Origin of the sequence: Ruthenibacterium intestinale (genome assembly GCF_040096265.1) — a bacterium.
GTDB classification, from domain to species: domain Bacteria; phylum Bacillota; class Clostridia; order Oscillospirales; family Ruminococcaceae; genus Ruthenibacterium; species Ruthenibacterium komagatae.
In genome coordinates, this window is record NZ_JBBMFA010000095.1 from 52348 (window position 1) to 67701 (window position 15354).

Sequence of the window (15354 nt, forward strand, 5' to 3'; positions counted from 1 at the left end):
AAATGTTTGTTTTAGGAATTGATACCAGCAATTATGCAACCTCTTTGGCAATCTATGATTCAAACGCCAAAGAGGTTGTTTGTGATAAAAAAGAATTTTTACCCGTGAAACAGGGCGCGCTTGGCCTGCGCCAGAGCGATGCCGTATTTCATCATACGGTCGCACTGCCGAATCTTTTGAAGCAGCTCCATGCCTGCGCTCCGCTGACGCAGATTGAAGCTGTGGGTGTCTCCTGCAAGCCGCGCCCGGTTGAGGGGTCCTATATGCCTTGTTTTTTGGTGGGAAAGGCTGTTGCCGAAAGCATCGCTTTGAGTCGTGGCATTCCTCTTGTGGAGACCACTCATCAGCAGGGGCATGTTGCCGCTGCGCTCCTCGCCTGCGGAAATTCGGATCTGTTCGAAAAAGAGCTTTTGGTTTTTCATATTTCAGGTGGGACAACGGAGCTTCTTTTGTGCCGAGGGTATCAGATTTTAAAGAAGGTAGGCGGTACGACAGACCTGTATGCGGGACAAGCTGTGGATCGAATTGGCGTGAGACTGGGCTTTCCGTTTCCGGCCGGTTCCTTTCTTTCAGAAAAAGCAGCTGAATGTACTGCTACGATTAAGCCAAAAGTGAGTGTGAAGGGAACGCAGTGCAGCCTTTCGGGACTTGAAAATCAATGTATGCGTCTTTTGGAACAGGGATATACTCCGGACTATACTGCAAAATATTGCTTGGTCGCAATTGCACGCACAATCATCAAAATGATTGAAGCGGCGCATGCAGAATATCCGTCTTTGCCGGTTGTTTGCGCCGGCGGAGTGATGAGCAGCGACATTATTCGCCAGGAAGTGCAGGCTGCGGTACCGGGCACTTATTTTGTGCCGGGCAAATATTCCAGTGACAACGCGATCGGGGTCTCCGTGATTGCGTCTTTTGAGGTGGGCTCATGGCAAACGTCATCACTGTAACCGCTCTGAACCGGTATGTAAAAACACTTTTGGAGCACGATGCGGTTCTGACGGATATCGCATTGCGTGGGGAAATTTCCAACTTTACCAATCATTTTAAAACAGGGCATTTTTATTTTTCCTTACGCGATGAGCAGTGTTCCGTCAAGGCAGTCATGTTCCGCAGTTATGCACAGCAGCTGTCATTCCTGCCGCAAAACGGAATGCGCGTGATTGTTCGTGGCAGGATTTCGCTGTTTGAGCGGGACGGCGCATTTCAGATATATGTAGAGGATTTGTTCCCGGATGGCATTGGTGCGATGCAGCTTGCGTTCGATCAGCTGAAGGAAAAGCTGGAAAAAGAAGGGCTTTTTGCACCGGAGCACAAAAAAGCGCTGCCGCAGATGCCCCATTGCATTGGTCTGGTTACGTCCAAAACAGGTGCAGCAATTCAGGACATTTTTAACGTTACCAGACGGCGTTATCCAATGGCACATTTCCTGCTGGCTCCAGTGAATGTACAGGGAAGCGAGGCTGCGCCTGGAATCGTCGATGCGATTCGCCGCTTGGATGCCAGTGGGAAGGCGGATGTCATCATTGTGGCACGCGGTGGTGGTTCGCGTGAAGACCTTTGGGTATTTAATGATGAGCGGATTGCCCGGGCGGCCTATGCCTGCCAAACACCGCTGGTTTCTGCAATTGGTCACGAAATCGATTTTTCGATTTTGGACTTTGTGGCTGATCTCCGTGCGCCTACTCCCAGTGCAGCAGCCGAACTGGTGATGCCGGACATGCGTGCGGAGTGGGAGAATTTATACAAAATATATACGAATATTCGCCAAGAAATGCACCAGAAGATTCATTTGTGCTATAATAGACTCGATAGTGCGGTTCAAGCACCGGCCTTTTCTGCAGTACGCTTGCTGCCGGAGCAGAAAAGAACTTCTTTGATTGAGAAAAAGTCTGTGTTGCATCAGCATGTTTCATCTCTTCAAAAACAGCGACGACAGAAGCTTGCACATTGGGCGGAGCTGTGTCATTCCCTGAATCCATACAGTGTTTTGGCCAGAGGATACGCTGTGGTGGAAAAGCAGGGGGAAATGATAAAAGATTCGCAGAAACTGAACAAAGGGGACAAGCTCCATATTCGTTTGGAAAAGGGAAGTACTGATTGCATAGTTGAGCAAGTATATTCCGATGAGGTATGTTCATGAAGAAAAAAATCACGTTTGAAACGGCGAGCGAAGAGCTGGATCAAATCCTGCGTGAACTTTCGCAGGAAGAAACGACATTAGACCGCAGCTTGGAACTGTATGCACAGGCTGCGGAGTTGGTCGCATTTTGCAATGAAACACTTGCCAATGCGCAGATGAAGATCGATGAAATTACCGATCGGTTGGAAACGGCCATATCGCCCAAGGAATGAGAGGCGCATTATGAACTATCAGGAACAGTACCAGCATTATCTTGTATGTGTAGAACAACGATTGAATACGCTGCGTCAAGATTACTGGAACACTGAGTCGAAAATTGCGGATGCCTCTTTCTACAGCCTTCTGGCAGGTGGAAAGCGTGTCCGTGCGGTGCTGTGCATGGCTGTGTGTGACATGCTGAATGGAAACGAACAGCTGGCATGTGAGTATGCCGCGGCAGTCGAAATGCTTCACTGTTACTCACTGATCCATGACGATTTGCCTTGTATGGATAACGACGATTTCCGTCGTGGAAAGCCGTCGTGTCATAAGGCCTTTGGCGAAGCGGAAGCACTGTTAGCTGGAGATGCCTTGCTGACCCAGGCTTTTGAGGTTTTGGCCGGAGCGCCTGCTTTTAATCCGCAGCAGAATGTAGATGCTGTGAAGTGTCTTAGCCATGCAGCAGGAACACGTGGGATGATTTGGGGACAGGAACTGGATCTTCGTTTTGAAAATCAGTCTGCAACAGAGCAGCAGCTTCAGGAAATTCACAAAAATAAAACAGGGATGTTGATTGATGCAGCAGCCCGCTTGGGAGCAATTGCTGCTTTGGCGGATGAAGCCACTCAACGTGCGATTTCACAGTATGCTTTTTCCATTGGATTGGTGTTTCAAATCGTAGATGATGTTTTAGATGTTACCGCTGCGCAGGAAACGCTTGGAAAGCCTGTTGGCAGTGATGCGGAAAATGGAAAAACCACCTTTGTGACTCTCTACGGTGTTTCCCGTTCCATGGAGATGGCTGAGAAAATTACGCAGCAGGCATGTGAAGAGTTGAGCCGCAACTTTGGAATGCGAGCGGCTTTCCTTCAGGACTTGGCAAAATCGTTATTGCAGCGCAAAAAATAAGGCGGGGAGAGGGAAGGATGCAGGTAATCGAACGAATTTTTTTCGGAAACTATATTTTATCGGTTGCGTTGATTTCCTGGCTGGCAGCGCAAGTTAGCAAAACCGCCATCAATTTCTTTCTGAGCGGAAAATTTGAGGCTGAGCGCCTCTGGGGCGCAGGCGGAATGCCAAGCGCTCATTCGGCACTTGTTTGTTCTCTGTTTATGGCGACCGCGAAACTGGAAGGCGTTAACTCGCCATTTTTTGCTTTCGCTTTTATTTTGGCAGCCATCGTTATGTACGACGCCATGGGTGTTCGGCACGAAACGGGAGAACAGGCCAAGGTCCTGAACCGCATGATGCAGGGATGGATGGACGGAAACATTGAAAATATTCTTCCTAAAAACGAAAAAATGCTGAAAGAAAAAGTGGGCCATACTCCGTTTGAAGTATTATCTGGTGCACTTTTGGGAATTTTAATTGCAGTACTGATTCCCGTTCCTTGAAAAATTTGCATAGTGAGGTGACAGAGACGGGTTACTTAGAACAGATCGGCAGTCCGGTCGATGTAAAGAAGCTCACGCAGCCGCAGCTGAAAATTTTGTGCGAAGAAATCCGCTCTTTTCTGATTGAAAATGTCTCAAAAACCGGTGGACACCTTTCTTCCAATCTTGGTACTGTAGAATTAACGGTCGCATTGCATAAGATTTTTTCGACGCCAACCGATCAGATCGTTTGGGACGTTGGTCACCAGTGTTATACTCACAAACTTTTGACCGGACGGAAAGACGGCTTTGCGCATTTGCGTCAGGAAAACGGCCTGAGCGGATTCCCCAATCCATCGGAAAGCGAACACGATGCCTTCATTGCGGGGCATGGAAGTACCGCACTGTCTGCCGCAATCGGCTTGGCGCAAGGGAAAAGGCTTCGCGGTGAAAAAGGAAAGGTAATTGCCATTATCGGAGATGGGGCTTTTACCGGCGGAATGGTTTACGAAGGGATGAACAACATTCGAACCCTTTCTAACCTGATCGTGATTCTGAATGATAATAAAATGTCCATCTCCAAAAACGTAGGCTCTGTGGCACAGTATTTGACACAGCTTCGTACCAGTCCGGGATATTTTAAAGCCAAACGTGACGTTCAGTCTGTTTTGGATGCCGTCCCGGTTGTCGGGCCACCGATACGCATGGGAATTCAGGCCGTTAAATCTGCTTTTCGGCGTTCTTTGTACCATTCTACCATGTTCGAAGAGATGGGCTTTCAATATGCCGGCCCGATCAACGGACACGATATTGGCGAATTGTGCGATCTTTTTTCAGCTTATCAGTATGAACAGAGCGCACCGGTTTTTCTGCATATCTTGACAGTCAAAGGAAAAGGATTTGCGCCTGCAGAACAAAACCCTGGAGAATTTCATGGAGTATCGGCCTTTGATTTGGATCATGTGACGGATCCGGATGTGGCTCCGCCCAGCAGCTTTTCCACGGTGTTCGGAGAAGAACTTGCGTCTCTCGGGGAAAAGGATGCTTCTATCTGCGCAGTGACTGCTGCGATGAAATATGGAACCGGGCTTCAATTTTTCTATAAACAGCACAAAGATCGGTTCTTTGATGTTGGAATGGCGGAAGAGCATGCCGTTACGTTTTCAGCAGGATTGGCGAAGACTGGTCTGAAACCGGTCGTAGCTTTATATTCTACTTTTTTGCAGAGAGCCTATGATCAGCTGATCCATGATGTGTCTCTGCAAAACGCCAATGTGCTGGTGGCAGTGGACAGAGCCGGACTTGTTCCAGGCGACGGCGCTACACATCAGGGAATTTTTGATGCGGCGTTTCTCAGCCAGCTCGACAATTTTAAAGTGGTATCTCCCTGTAACTATGCAGAGACGCGCCACTGGTTGAAGCAGCTGCTTCAGGAAACGGGGCCGCGCGCACTTCGCTATCCTCGCGGTGCGGAAGATGAATCGCTTGCAGAACTGCTCTGCAGTGGTAATGAATATGATCTGTACCATTTCGGAGATGGCACTGCCCATAATGCCTTTGTGTGTTATGGTGGCGAATCTGCGCAGGTTCTGAAAGCAGCTCAAATGGTGGCGCAGAAAGATGGAATTGCTGTGGATGTGTTTAAGCTGTGTGTAATTCATCCGTTACCAATTGGGCTGGCAGAAGCTTTGATAAATTATTCCCACATTCTCTTTGTGGAAGAAGGCATTGCCAGCGGCGGCATCGGTGAACATTTGCGCTCCGCTCTTGAAGAAAAAGGCTTTCAGGGAATGTTTCGTCATGTTGGATTGCCCAGTCTTGGTATTTCTCATGCCAGTGTTGATCAGCTGCGTCGACAGTTTGGACTGGATGCGCAATCATTGTTGGATTTGGAAAGAGGTATGTTGTGAAAATACGATTGGACCAATATTTGTGCCAGCATGGGCTGGCGCAAAGCCGGGAAAGAGCCAAGGCGTTGATCATGGCCGGGATTGTTTATGTGGGTGAGGAAAAAAGCGACAAGCCCGGGAATATGATCGATGAAAACGCGCATGTTGAAGTGCGCGGACACGATATTGGATATGTAAGCCGGGGCGGGTTGAAGCTGGAAAAAGGAATGGAAGTTTTTCCAATCAGTCCAAACGGGAAAATTTGTATGGATATCGGAGCTTCTACAGGCGGATTTACAGATTGCATGCTTCAAAATGGCGCAATCAAAGTATATGCGGTAGATGTGGGCTATGGTCAGCTGGCGTGGTCTCTTCGGTGCGATGAACGGGTCGTTAATATGGAACGGACCAATATCCGTCATGTCACGCGGGAACAATTGGATGATTCTATTGAGTTTTTCAGCGTGGATGTTTCCTTTATTTCGCTCAAACATATCTTTCCGGTTGCAAAAGAAATCACTTCGGAGAATGCACAGGGGATTTGCCTTGTAAAACCGCAGTTCGAGGCGGGGCGTGAAAAGGTCGGCAAAAAAGGTGTCGTCCGCGAAGCACAGACCCATCGGGAAGTGATTGAAGCGGCCAGCCATTATGCGGCAGAGAATGGATTCTCTGCGCTGGGACTCGACTATTCACCCATCAAAGGTCCCGAAGGAAACATTGAATTTTTAATGTACGTGGAAAAATCCGCTCAGCCTGTAGAGCTTTCCGCGGCAAGGATCGATGCAGTGGTCCAGCAGGCACATCAAGCTTTGTAAGGTGAGCAATATGACGGTTTTTCTGGCGCTGAATTTGGGTAAGTCCCAATCTGTTCCGGTGGCATGCAGTGCAATTGAGGTGTTTCAAAAGCTGGGTGTCTCGGTAATTTTGGATAAAAAAGCGCAGCCGTTTTTTACGCAGACAACAGACCTTTCTTTTTTACAGCAGGATGAGGCGATTTCCGCTTGCGACGTTATTATTACCATTGGCGGCGACGGAACAATTCTACATATTGCACGGCAAAGCCTTGGGTTTGAAAAGCCTCTCTTCGGAATCAATTTAGGTCGGATGGGCTTTTTGGCCACTGTGGAAGAAAACGAACTTGCAGACAAGTTGGAGCGCCTTGTGCGCGGAGATTATACGCTGGATAAAAGAAGACTTCTGGCTGTAGATGTGCAGGGAAAAAATTCTTTTTGCCAGTACGCATTGAACGACTTGGTGGTTTTCAAAAAAGGAATTGCCCAAACCGTGGATGTGCGGATCTGGTGTGATGAAATTTTGGTAAACCACTATCAGGGAGATGGCGTTGTAGTTGCGACTCCCACCGGTTCAACGGCGTATTCTCTCTCGGCCGGTGGGCCTGTATTGGATGCGAGAATTTCCGGCCTTGTGGTTACGCCCATCTGTGCTCACAGCATGCATAGTCCGCCGATGGTCTTTTCGGCGGAACGCAAATTGCGGATTCAGGTGATGTCTCCTACGCAGGAACTGGCACTTTTGAGTTGTGACGGGTTACAGGAGGAAGCGATTTTTCACGACGATATCGTGTCAGTTTCGCTCTCTGACCGTTCGATTTCTTTGATTTGCTTCAATGAAGCCGACCAGTTCGAGGCGATCGATAAAAAATTGAAAGGACGGTAATGGAATGAAAAATGCGCGCCACAGCAAAATTTTAGAACTGATCGAGCAGCATCCTATCGATAAGCAGGAACAGCTGCTGAGCCATCTGCGTGAGAGCGGCTTTGATGTAACACAAGCTACGGTTTCACGGGATATTCGCGAGTTGGGTCTTGTCAAAATAGCAACCGGCAATGGCGGCTATCGCTATGTAGCTGCTTCCGGCGCAGGGCGGTCGGCGCATTCTCCCAGCCGGTTCGAGACGATTTTCCGGGAGTCCGTTCTGCGGGTAGATTATGCCGGCCATATTGTGATGGTTAAATGTTATACTGGAATGGCCAATGCCGCCTGTGAAGTGTTTGACGCCATGGTATGGAATGGGGTAGTAGGGACACTTTCCGGTGACGACACATTTATTGTTTTGATGCGGGAGGAAAAAACGGCGGCGCAGCTTTGCGAAGAACTTGCCAAATACATTCCGCACTGATAACCAACGGAGAACATTATGCTGTGTGAACTGAAAATTGAGAATGTCGCAGTCATTGAAAAGGCCGCTGTGCATTTTGGCAGCGGTCTGAACGTGTTGTCCGGCGAAACCGGCGCAGGTAAATCCATTCTGATCGACTCCATCAATGCGATTCTGGGAAATCGAACCTCCCGTGAATTGGTTCGTACCCATACGCCAAAGGCCAGGATTTGGGCCACTTTTCGTCAGATTCCTGAAAAAGTGCAGCATCAGATTGAGCAGGCCGGCTATGAGATAGAGGACGAACTGCTTTTATATCGAGAGATCAGCGCGGACGGAAAAAGTGTATGTCGCGTAAACGGAATGCCTGCAACAGCGGCTGTTGTACGTTCTCTGTGTTCTGGTTTGATCGCCATTCACGGACAGCACGACAACCAAAGCCTGATGGACCCCTCGACGCACTTAGGCGTTTTGGATGCATTTGCTCAAAATCAGAAACAACATGAGGCATATTATCAGGTCTATCGGCAGTTATGCAAAGTCAAGAAGAAAATTGACGCATTGACGATGAACGAAGAAGAAAAAGAAAAACGAATGGAACTTCTTCGCTTTCAATGTGATGAGATAGAAATGGCCCAGTTGCTGCCAGGGGAGGAAGAAGAACTGCAGCAGCGGCGTGATTTGATTCGGCATGCGCAAAAAATTACAGAACAGCTCACATTGGCTTACCACGCGCTGGACGGTGCAGAAGAAGAACCGGGCGCTACGGAAATGCTTGGAAGTGCTTCGGTAGCAGTTGACAGTATCCAGAATATTGGTGCAGAGCTGTCATCTGTCGGTGAAAAACTGAATGAGCTGTATTATATGGCCAAGGATGCTGCCAGCGATATTGCAGATTTGCTGGGACGGATGGATTTTGATCCGCGTGAACTGGACGAAGTGGAAGATCGTTTGGACCTGATTTACCGACTCAAGCAAAAATATGGCCAGAGCATTGAAGAAATTCTCGACTATGGAGAACAGGCTCGGGCAGAACTTTCTTCCATGGAGACAAGTACACAGCAATTGGACGAGCTTTATCAGCAGCAGTCAGACTTGTATGAAGAGGCGAAACGTTTGGCTGACCTTCTCACACAAACACGTCAGGATGCTTTTCAGCGTTTTAATGAGCAAATCACACAGGCCCTTACGTTTTTGAATATGCCGGGCATTCGGTTTGCCCTCAACTACAAAAAAGGCCCTCTGGCGTCTCTGGGCCAAGACCAAATCGAATTTTACATCTCTACCAATGCCGGCGAAGATCCAAAGCCGCTGGCCAAAATTGCTTCTGGCGGAGAGCTTTCCCGTATTCTTCTGGCGGTCAAAAGCGCTCTTGCGGATAAAGATGAAATTGGCACGGTCATTTATGATGAAATTGATACCGGCGTTTCCGGTCTTGCAGCCGGAAGGATCGGCGAAAAACTGAAACAGACATCCAAAGGCCGGCAGGTTATCTGCATCACGCATACTGCGCAGATTGCCGCGTTGGCCGATGAGCATCTTCTGATTCAAAAAAAAGTTCATGATAATCGGACGTTTACCGAAATTCAGTCGCTGGATGAGGAACAGCGGGTGCGCGAACTGGCCAGGATTATTTCCGGTGACAACCTGACAGAACTTGCTTTGGCAAATGCGCGTGAAATGCTCCATCTGCATCAGGGATGAGTTCTGCAATTCATTGACAAAAAAGTTTTTTCATGGTAGACTAAATGTTGTAAAATGCGATGACGGGAAAGAGTACCTGTGTGAAACGGTCAAGAGAAGCCCTGGTTGGTGCAAAGGGAAGCGGGAAGCACAGCGAATACATCTCCGAGCAGCGGCATTGAAACAAACAGGAGTAAATGCTGACGGGTGCGCCCGTTAAAGCGTGGTCGTGTTCATGGGACACGCAGAGGCCAGTTTTGTGAAAAGCTGGTAAACAGAGGTGGTACCGCGAGTTTTCGCCCTCTGCCAATTTCGATTGGCAGAGGGCGTTTTTTCGTTCTTTGCCGCATAGGACAAGGAGGAAATTTTGAATGGAAAATGTATTTGATTTGTTTCGGGAGCGCGGTTTGATCGCTCAGGTCACGGATGAAGAGGCCGTCCGCGATTTGCTGGGCCGGGAAAAAATCACGTTTTACACGGGTTTTGATGCGACGGCCGACAGCTTGCACGTAGGCCATTTTATGCAGCTGATTGTTATGCGGCATATGCAGCAGGCCGGGCACCGCCCCATCATTCTGTTGGGCGGCGGTACCACCATGGTGGGAGATCCGACCGGAAAAACAGATATGCGTAAAATGCTTTCGAAAGAGCAGATTCAGCATAATGTTGAGTGCTTTAAAAAGCAGATGAGCAAATTCATTGATGTTTCTGAGGGAAAAGCGCTGTTTTTGAACAATGCAGATTGGCTTTTGAATCTGAATTACATTGATTTCCTGCGGGAAATTGGCGTCCACTTCTCTGTGAATAAAATGCTCACCTATGAATGCTTTAAAACGCGTCTGGAACGTGGGTTGTCTTTTATTGAGTTCAACTATATGCTGATGCAGAGTTATGACTTTTTGCAGCTGGCCCGCAATTATGATTGTAAAATGGAATTTGGCGGCAACGACCAGTGGTCCAATATCATTGGCGGCGTAGAGCTGAATCGTCGCTGCGATGCCCGCGACGTCTACGGCATGACATTTACGCTGCTGACGACCCGTGAAGGCAAAAAAATGGGTAAAACGGAAAAGGGCGCCGTCTGGCTGGATCCGGAAAAAACTTCCCCGTATGAGTTCTTTCAATACTGGCGCAACATCGATGACTGCGAAGTTCAAAACTGCCTGAAGCTGTTGACAGATGTGCCGGTTGCTGAAATCGATGCGATCGATATGACCGATGGACCTTCTATCAACCGAGCCAAAGAACGGCTGGCCTTTGAGCTGACCAGCTTGGTTCACAGCCAAGAAGAGGCGCAAAAAGCGCTTGATACTGCGCGCAGTTTGTTTGGCGGGGAAGTGGATGCGGAACATATGCCTTCCACTGTTTTGGAGAGCAGCCTCGTTGTGGACGGGAAAGTCAGCCTGCTGGACGCAATGGTCGCAGCAAAACTGACTGCAAGTAAAGGAGAGGCGCGCCGTTTGGTACAGCATGGCGGAATCTCCGTCGATGGAGAAAAAATTTCGGATCCAATGTATCTGTTCTCAGCGGAAAAGTTGTCTGAAGGCGTTGTTGTCAAAAAAGGGAAAAAAGTTTATCACAAAATCAGTCTGTAATGAAAAAACGGCGGAGCATCTTGCATGCTCCGCCGTTTTTTAGCTTAATCCAACACCAGATATTCTGCCGGAATGTTTTCTTCCAGAACAGATTGAATATATGCCCGGCTCATCGACCCGTTTCCATGACTTGCAGCAAGTTCATCGGTATAATCCCGGAACAGATAAGCGCGCGCGTTTTGAAAGTTTGCATCGTAGTGCATTACTTCCGGAATGGCCTTCACATTTTCGATGACACAGCTGGATACTGTCCCATCCGGTTGTGTCGTTTTTGTAATATCAAACGTCAACAGGATACCAATCAGATTGTCGGCCTGAATTTGTGTAGAGACAAAGTTGCCAAGAGAGTAGGCAACAGGGACTTGCGTCCCGTCTTTTGCACTGGTCAGCATTTCAATGGTCTGCACCACATGCGGATGCGTTCCAATGATGATGTCAGCGCCCCAATCCGCAATTTTTTGTGCAAGTGTCCGCTGTGCATCATTGACCACGTGGCTGTTTTCCGTTCCCCAATGCACACCAACCACTACCACATCTGCCATTGTCTGTGCCAGTTCGATTTGCATTTGAATCACGTCTTCCTGGCTGGTGTAAATCACGTTTGCTTCTGCATTTTGTGGAGTAGGAATGCCATTGGTCGAATCGGTATAAGCAAGATAGGCGATTTTAACGCCATCTTTTTCCTGAATGGGAATATTGCTGTAATCACTTTCTCCGGCAAATAAACCGGTTGTTACCACATCATCCGGCATGGATGCCCAAAAACGCCGTGTTGCAGCAATTCCTTCCGCGCCCTGATCATAAGAGTGATTATTGGAAAGAGAGAACACACGGAACCCAATATCATACGCCTCCTGAGCCAACGCCCCCGGCGTACAGAAGCAGGGATACGAGGAGGGGGGAAGTTCATCGGTCACCAATGTTTCCTGGTTGATCCAGTTAATATCAAAGTTTTGGTAAAAATATGCCACATTCTCGTACAGCAATCCAAAGTCATATCCATTGCCGCCTGCTCGCTGCCGCGCCTGGAGATAAATTCCATCATGAATCAGGTTATCTCCTGTAGCGGAAACATGAAGTGTTGTGACCGTCGGCTGTGGCGGCTCACTGGAGGATGATACAGCTGATTCAACCGTCTCCGACATGTCGGCTGCAGTCTCTTGGGTTTCCGGTGCCCGCATCCATTCCCAGGCGTACAACAAAATAAATGCTGTCAATAAAAGCAGGCCCGCAACGAAAAAGGCAATTCCCAGGGGACGACTGTGTCCACGTCCGCTTTTTTTTCTTTTCATGCACCAATCAAATCCTTCATTGTGTATTTTCCGGCTGGCTGGCGAACAAGCCATTCAGCTGCACGCAAAGCTCCTCGGGCAAATACCATCCGGGAAGTGGCTGCGTGTGATAGAGTTAAAGTTTCGTCCGCACCAGCGAACAAAAGATCATGTTCTCCGGCAATTGTTCCACCCCGGACAGCATGAATCCCAATTTCATCTTTTGCGCGCGGCTTCTTGCCGTTGCGTCCGTATGTAAAGAACAAGGCTCTGTCGGCTTCTCGCAGACTGCGGGCAATGGAGAGAGCGGTCCCGCTGGGAGCGTCTACTTTTCGGCTGTGATGCTTTTCGATGATTTCGATGTCAAATTCTTCGCCCAGCAACTTTTGCGCATACAAAGCTAATTCATTCAAAACATAAATTCCCAAGGACATATTGGAACTTTGAAAAATGGGGATTTGACGAGAGGCGCTTTCCAGAACTTTGCATTGCGCGGAAGAAATCCCTGTCGTGCCGACAACATAGGGCGTGCCGGATTCGCTGCACCAAGCGATTGTATCCGTTAATATCTCCGGAACAGAGAAATCCACTACAACGTCCACAGGGATATTAATTTCTTCTATTTTTGAAAAGACAGGAAAAAGACCGGTATACTCGTCGTGTCTGCAATCTACCCCCGCACGGATACAAAAACGGGCGTCTTCTTCACGCGCCAACTGAGCCACAGCGGAACCCATCTTTCCGGCGCATCCAAGCAGAAGAATGTCAAGCATTGTCGAAATCTCCTTTCTTAATTATAAAACACAACAGCTCTCTCTGTAAAGTTATCAGAGAGAGCTGTTTTTTGAATATCTGTTTTCAACAACACTGCATCACAGGCAGACCTGCTTTTAAAAGTGCATCTCGTATGCGCGCCAAATCTTTCCCATTGGGAGCGGGCAGGGGAAGGCGGCAGCGCCCCGCATGAATTCCCATAAGCGACAATGCCGCTTTTACAGGAATCGGGTTTACATCGCAGAACAAAGCCTGTGCCAGCTCCAGATATTGCTTTTGCAATTGCGCACTGAGTTCACATTCTCCTTCAAAATAGGTCTGGCAAATTTCATGGACTGCCTCAGGGACGATATTGGCGAGTACGGAAATTACGCCCGCGCCGCCCAAGGAAAGTAAAGGAACAATCTGATCATCATTTCCGGAATAAATCGGAAGCTCATCCCCGCAAAGCATCATTGTTTGCGCAATGGCACTAAAATTTCCACTTGCCTCTTTGGCGCCTGCGATTCCCGGATGCTTGGATAATGCCAGATAGGTTTCTGGTTGGATGGTCACTCCCGTGCGGGAAGGAACGTTGTACACGATGCAAGGCAGATTCACATGGTCCGCGATGGTAAAAAAGTGCTCGATCAGACCACGCTGATTCGTTTTGTTGTAGTAGGGTGTGACTAGCAAAAAACCATCCACCCCGAGCTTTTCTGCTTCCCGGGAAAGCTCAATTGCATGCTTTGTATTGTTGGAACCTGTTCCTGCAATGACAGGCACCTGTTTTTCTGCCGCCTGCACAACGCATGCGATTGCCGCCAAATGTTCTTCATCATCCAGCGTAGGTGCTTCACCGGTTGTTCCGCACACGATAATTGCATCAGTGTGATGTGCAATCTGATATTGAACAAGTTTCTCCAGAAGAGGGAAATTTACACTTCCATCCTCGCGCATTGGCGTGACCAATGCAACGCCGGATCCTTTGAAAAGAACTGGTTTCACAAGGATCCCCTCACTTTCTGAAAAGAGAGAAATGCTCAGTCGAAATATCCTTTTGCTGCCAGCAATTCAGCTAAAAGAACACCGCCGCCGGCTGCGCCGCGCAACGTATTGTGAGACAGGCAAACAAACTTATAATCGTACTGCGTATCCGGACGAAGCCGGCCGATAGAAATTGCCATTCCGTTTTCCAGATTGCGGTCCAAACGTGTTTGCGGACGATCGGCCTGCTCAAAATAATGCAGAAATTGCTTCGGTGCGCTGGGAAGATTCAACTCCTGCGCAGGGCCGGAAAAAGACGCCCATTTTTCTTTTATTTGCTCCATGGTAGGTTTCTGTTTGAAACGGACAAACACGGCAGCCATATGGCCATCAGAGCATGCCACACGAAGGCATTGCGCTGTGATGGAAGGTTCTGTCGCCGGAACGATTTGACCGTTCTCAATGTGTCCCCACAACTTCAGAGGCTCCTGTTCGCTTTTTTCTTCTTCGCCGCTGATGAAAGGAATGCAGTTATCCACCATTTCAGGCCAGGTTTCAAATGTTTTTCCTGCGCCGGAAATCGCCTGGTAAGTGCATACCAAACACTCTTTCACTCCAAAATCCGCCATAAGAGGATGCAAGGCGGGAACATAACTTTGCAGCGAACAATTGGATTTTACTGCAATAAAACCGCGTTTGGTGCCAAGGCGTTTTCGCTGTGCGTCAATAATTTCAACATGCTGTGCATTGATTTCCGGAACAATCATGGGAACATCCGGCGTAAAGCGGTGGGCGCTGTTGTTGGAAACAACGGGGCATTCCGCCTTGGCATAAGCCTCTTCCAGAGCGCGGATTTCATCCTTCTTCATGTCAACCGCACAGAAAACAAAATCCACCTGCGATGATACAGCAGATACATCAGAAGCATCCATGACAACCAGATTTTTTGCCTTTTCCGGAATAGGTGTGCTCATTGCCCATTTTGCACCTACCGCCTGCTCATAGGTTTTCCCAGCAGAACGGGGAGAGGCCGCTACCGTTGTCAATTCAAACCACGGATGCTTTTCGAGCAGAGTGACAAATCTCTGTCCAACCATTCCTGTGGCACCTACCACACCAACCTTAAACCGTCTCATCTTCATTCATCCTTTCCTCACCGCGTTTTATTCTATGCAAAATATCCGTTCGCTGTTACGCGACGGAAAATGCTCTTTTTGAAAAAACAGGAGAAACCGGCCCTTATGGCTCAACCCAAGATAACAAAAAAACCGGCTTGAAAACCGGTAAAAAATGCAATATAATATACTGGATTGCTTGTCCGACCAGTTTTTTACACACGCTTG

General features: G+C 48.4%; 15 protein-coding genes and 1 other annotated feature. Of the genes, 11 read left to right on the plus strand and 4 right to left on the minus strand.

The window, feature by feature from the left end; genetic code table 11:
- Positions 1 to 2: 2 nt before the first annotated feature.
- The 11 genes from WMO24_RS09900 to tyrS all read left to right on the plus strand — a co-directional run bounded on the left by WMO24_RS09900 (position 3) and on the right by tyrS (position 11000).
- Positions 3 to 950 carry a tRNA (adenosine(37)-N6)-threonylcarbamoyltransferase complex transferase subunit TsaD gene (locus WMO24_RS09900; RefSeq protein WP_349216280.1) on the plus strand — a complete coding sequence of 316 codons (948 nt, stop codon included), beginning with the start codon at positions 3 to 5 and terminating at the stop codon, positions 948 to 950.
- Positions 929 to 2143, plus strand: coding sequence for an exodeoxyribonuclease VII large subunit (gene xseA, locus WMO24_RS09905; RefSeq protein ID WP_349216281.1), 1215 nt, complete (start codon positions 929 to 931; stop codon positions 2141 to 2143). The genes WMO24_RS09900 and xseA overlap by 22 nt, the downstream gene beginning before the upstream one ends.
- Positions 2140 to 2355 (plus strand): exodeoxyribonuclease VII small subunit, encoded by a 216-nt coding sequence (xseB, locus tag WMO24_RS09910; RefSeq protein WP_349216282.1) that lies wholly within the window; start codon positions 2140 to 2142, stop codon positions 2353 to 2355. The genes xseA and xseB overlap by 4 nt, the downstream gene beginning before the upstream one ends.
- Positions 2356 to 2365: 10 nt before the next feature.
- The gene (locus WMO24_RS09915; protein WP_349216283.1) at positions 2366 to 3250 is read left to right on the plus strand and encodes a polyprenyl synthetase family protein; all 885 of its coding nucleotides are present in this window, start codon (positions 2366 to 2368) and stop codon (positions 3248 to 3250) included.
- Positions 3251 to 3267: 17 nt separating this feature from the next.
- Positions 3268 to 3735 (plus strand): divergent PAP2 family protein, encoded by a 468-nt coding sequence (locus WMO24_RS09920; protein ID WP_349216284.1) that lies wholly within the window; start codon positions 3268 to 3270, stop codon positions 3733 to 3735.
- A gap of 17 nt (positions 3736 to 3752) precedes the next feature.
- The gene (dxs, locus tag WMO24_RS09925) at positions 3753 to 5624 is read left to right on the plus strand and encodes a 1-deoxy-D-xylulose-5-phosphate synthase (protein WP_349216285.1); all 1872 of its coding nucleotides are present in this window, start codon (positions 3753 to 3755) and stop codon (positions 5622 to 5624) included.
- The gene (locus WMO24_RS09930; protein WP_349216286.1) at positions 5621 to 6418 is read left to right on the plus strand and encodes a TlyA family RNA methyltransferase; all 798 of its coding nucleotides are present in this window, start codon (positions 5621 to 5623) and stop codon (positions 6416 to 6418) included. Before dxs ends, WMO24_RS09930 begins: the two co-directional genes overlap by 4 nt.
- 10 nt (positions 6419 to 6428) lie before the next feature.
- On the plus strand, positions 6429 to 7280 hold the full coding sequence (locus WMO24_RS09935) for an NAD(+)/NADH kinase (RefSeq protein ID WP_349216287.1): 852 nt from the start codon (positions 6429 to 6431) through the stop codon (positions 7278 to 7280).
- 4 nt (positions 7281 to 7284) lie between these two features.
- The gene (locus WMO24_RS09940) at positions 7285 to 7743 is read left to right on the plus strand and encodes an arginine repressor (RefSeq protein ID WP_349216288.1); all 459 of its coding nucleotides are present in this window, start codon (positions 7285 to 7287) and stop codon (positions 7741 to 7743) included.
- A gap of 18 nt (positions 7744 to 7761) precedes the next feature.
- Entirely contained in the window at positions 7762 to 9426 is a 1665-nt protein-coding gene (recN, locus tag WMO24_RS09945; RefSeq protein WP_349216289.1) for a DNA repair protein RecN, read from the plus strand.
- Positions 9427 to 9476: 50 nt separating this feature from the next.
- Positions 9477 to 9712: a binding site (T-box leader), on the plus strand.
- A 64-nt stretch (positions 9713 to 9776) separates the two neighbouring features.
- On the plus strand, positions 9777 to 11000 hold the full coding sequence (gene tyrS, locus WMO24_RS09950) for a tyrosine--tRNA ligase (protein WP_349216290.1): 1224 nt from the start codon (positions 9777 to 9779) through the stop codon (positions 10998 to 11000).
- Between the two features lie 44 nt (positions 11001 to 11044).
- Here tyrS and WMO24_RS09955 read toward each other — a convergent pair whose 3' ends face one another.
- The 4 genes from WMO24_RS09955 to asd form a co-directional block, all read right to left on the minus strand.
- On the minus strand, positions 11045 to 12292 hold the full coding sequence (locus tag WMO24_RS09955) for a CapA family protein (RefSeq protein WP_349216291.1): 1248 nt from the start codon (positions 12290 to 12292) through the stop codon (positions 11045 to 11047).
- A complete protein-coding gene (gene dapB, locus WMO24_RS09960) occupies positions 12289 to 13044 on the minus strand; it encodes a 4-hydroxy-tetrahydrodipicolinate reductase (RefSeq protein WP_349216292.1) in 756 nt (251 codons plus the stop codon). The genes WMO24_RS09955 and dapB overlap by 4 nt, the downstream gene beginning before the upstream one ends.
- Before the next feature lie 85 nt (positions 13045 to 13129).
- The gene (gene dapA / locus WMO24_RS09965) at positions 13130 to 14032 is read right to left on the minus strand and encodes a 4-hydroxy-tetrahydrodipicolinate synthase (RefSeq protein WP_349216293.1); all 903 of its coding nucleotides are present in this window, start codon (positions 14030 to 14032) and stop codon (positions 13130 to 13132) included.
- A gap of 35 nt (positions 14033 to 14067) precedes the next feature.
- Positions 14068 to 15147 carry an aspartate-semialdehyde dehydrogenase gene (gene asd, locus WMO24_RS09970; RefSeq protein ID WP_349216294.1) on the minus strand — a complete coding sequence of 360 codons (1080 nt, stop codon included), beginning with the start codon at positions 15145 to 15147 and terminating at the stop codon, positions 14068 to 14070.
- Positions 15148 to 15354: the final 207 nt, after the last annotated feature.

Excerpts from the sequence above, each read along its gene's own strand:
- tyrS (WP_349216290.1), top strand. The coding sequence starts at position 9,777 with ATGGAAAATGTATTTGATTTGTTTCGGGAGCGCGGTTTGATCGCTCAG.
- WMO24_RS09900 (WP_349216280.1), top strand. The coding sequence starts at position 3 with ATGTTTGTTTTAGGAATTGATACCAGCAATTATGCAACCTCTTTGGCA.
- WMO24_RS09935 (WP_349216287.1), top strand. The coding sequence starts at position 6,429 with ATGACGGTTTTTCTGGCGCTGAATTTGGGTAAGTCCCAATCTGTTCCG.
- recN (WP_349216289.1), top strand. The coding sequence starts at position 7,762 with ATGCTGTGTGAACTGAAAATTGAGAATGTCGCAGTCATTGAAAAGGCC.
- asd (WP_349216294.1), bottom strand. The coding sequence starts at position 15,147 with ATGAGACGGTTTAAGGTTGGTGTGGTAGGTGCCACAGGAATGGTTGGA.
- WMO24_RS09940 (WP_349216288.1), top strand. The coding sequence starts at position 7,285 with ATGAAAAATGCGCGCCACAGCAAAATTTTAGAACTGATCGAGCAGCAT.
- WMO24_RS09915 (WP_349216283.1), top strand. The coding sequence starts at position 2,366 with ATGAACTATCAGGAACAGTACCAGCATTATCTTGTATGTGTAGAACAA.
- dapB (WP_349216292.1), bottom strand. The coding sequence starts at position 13,044 with ATGCTTGACATTCTTCTGCTTGGATGCGCCGGAAAGATGGGTTCCGCT.
- xseB (WP_349216282.1), top strand. The coding sequence starts at position 2,140 with ATGAAGAAAAAAATCACGTTTGAAACGGCGAGCGAAGAGCTGGATCAA.
- WMO24_RS09920 (WP_349216284.1), top strand. The coding sequence starts at position 3,268 with ATGCAGGTAATCGAACGAATTTTTTTCGGAAACTATATTTTATCGGTT.
- WMO24_RS09955 (WP_349216291.1), bottom strand. The coding sequence starts at position 12,292 with ATGAAAAGAAAAAAAAGCGGACGTGGACACAGTCGTCCCCTGGGAATT.
- xseA (WP_349216281.1), top strand. The coding sequence starts at position 929 with ATGGCAAACGTCATCACTGTAACCGCTCTGAACCGGTATGTAAAAACA.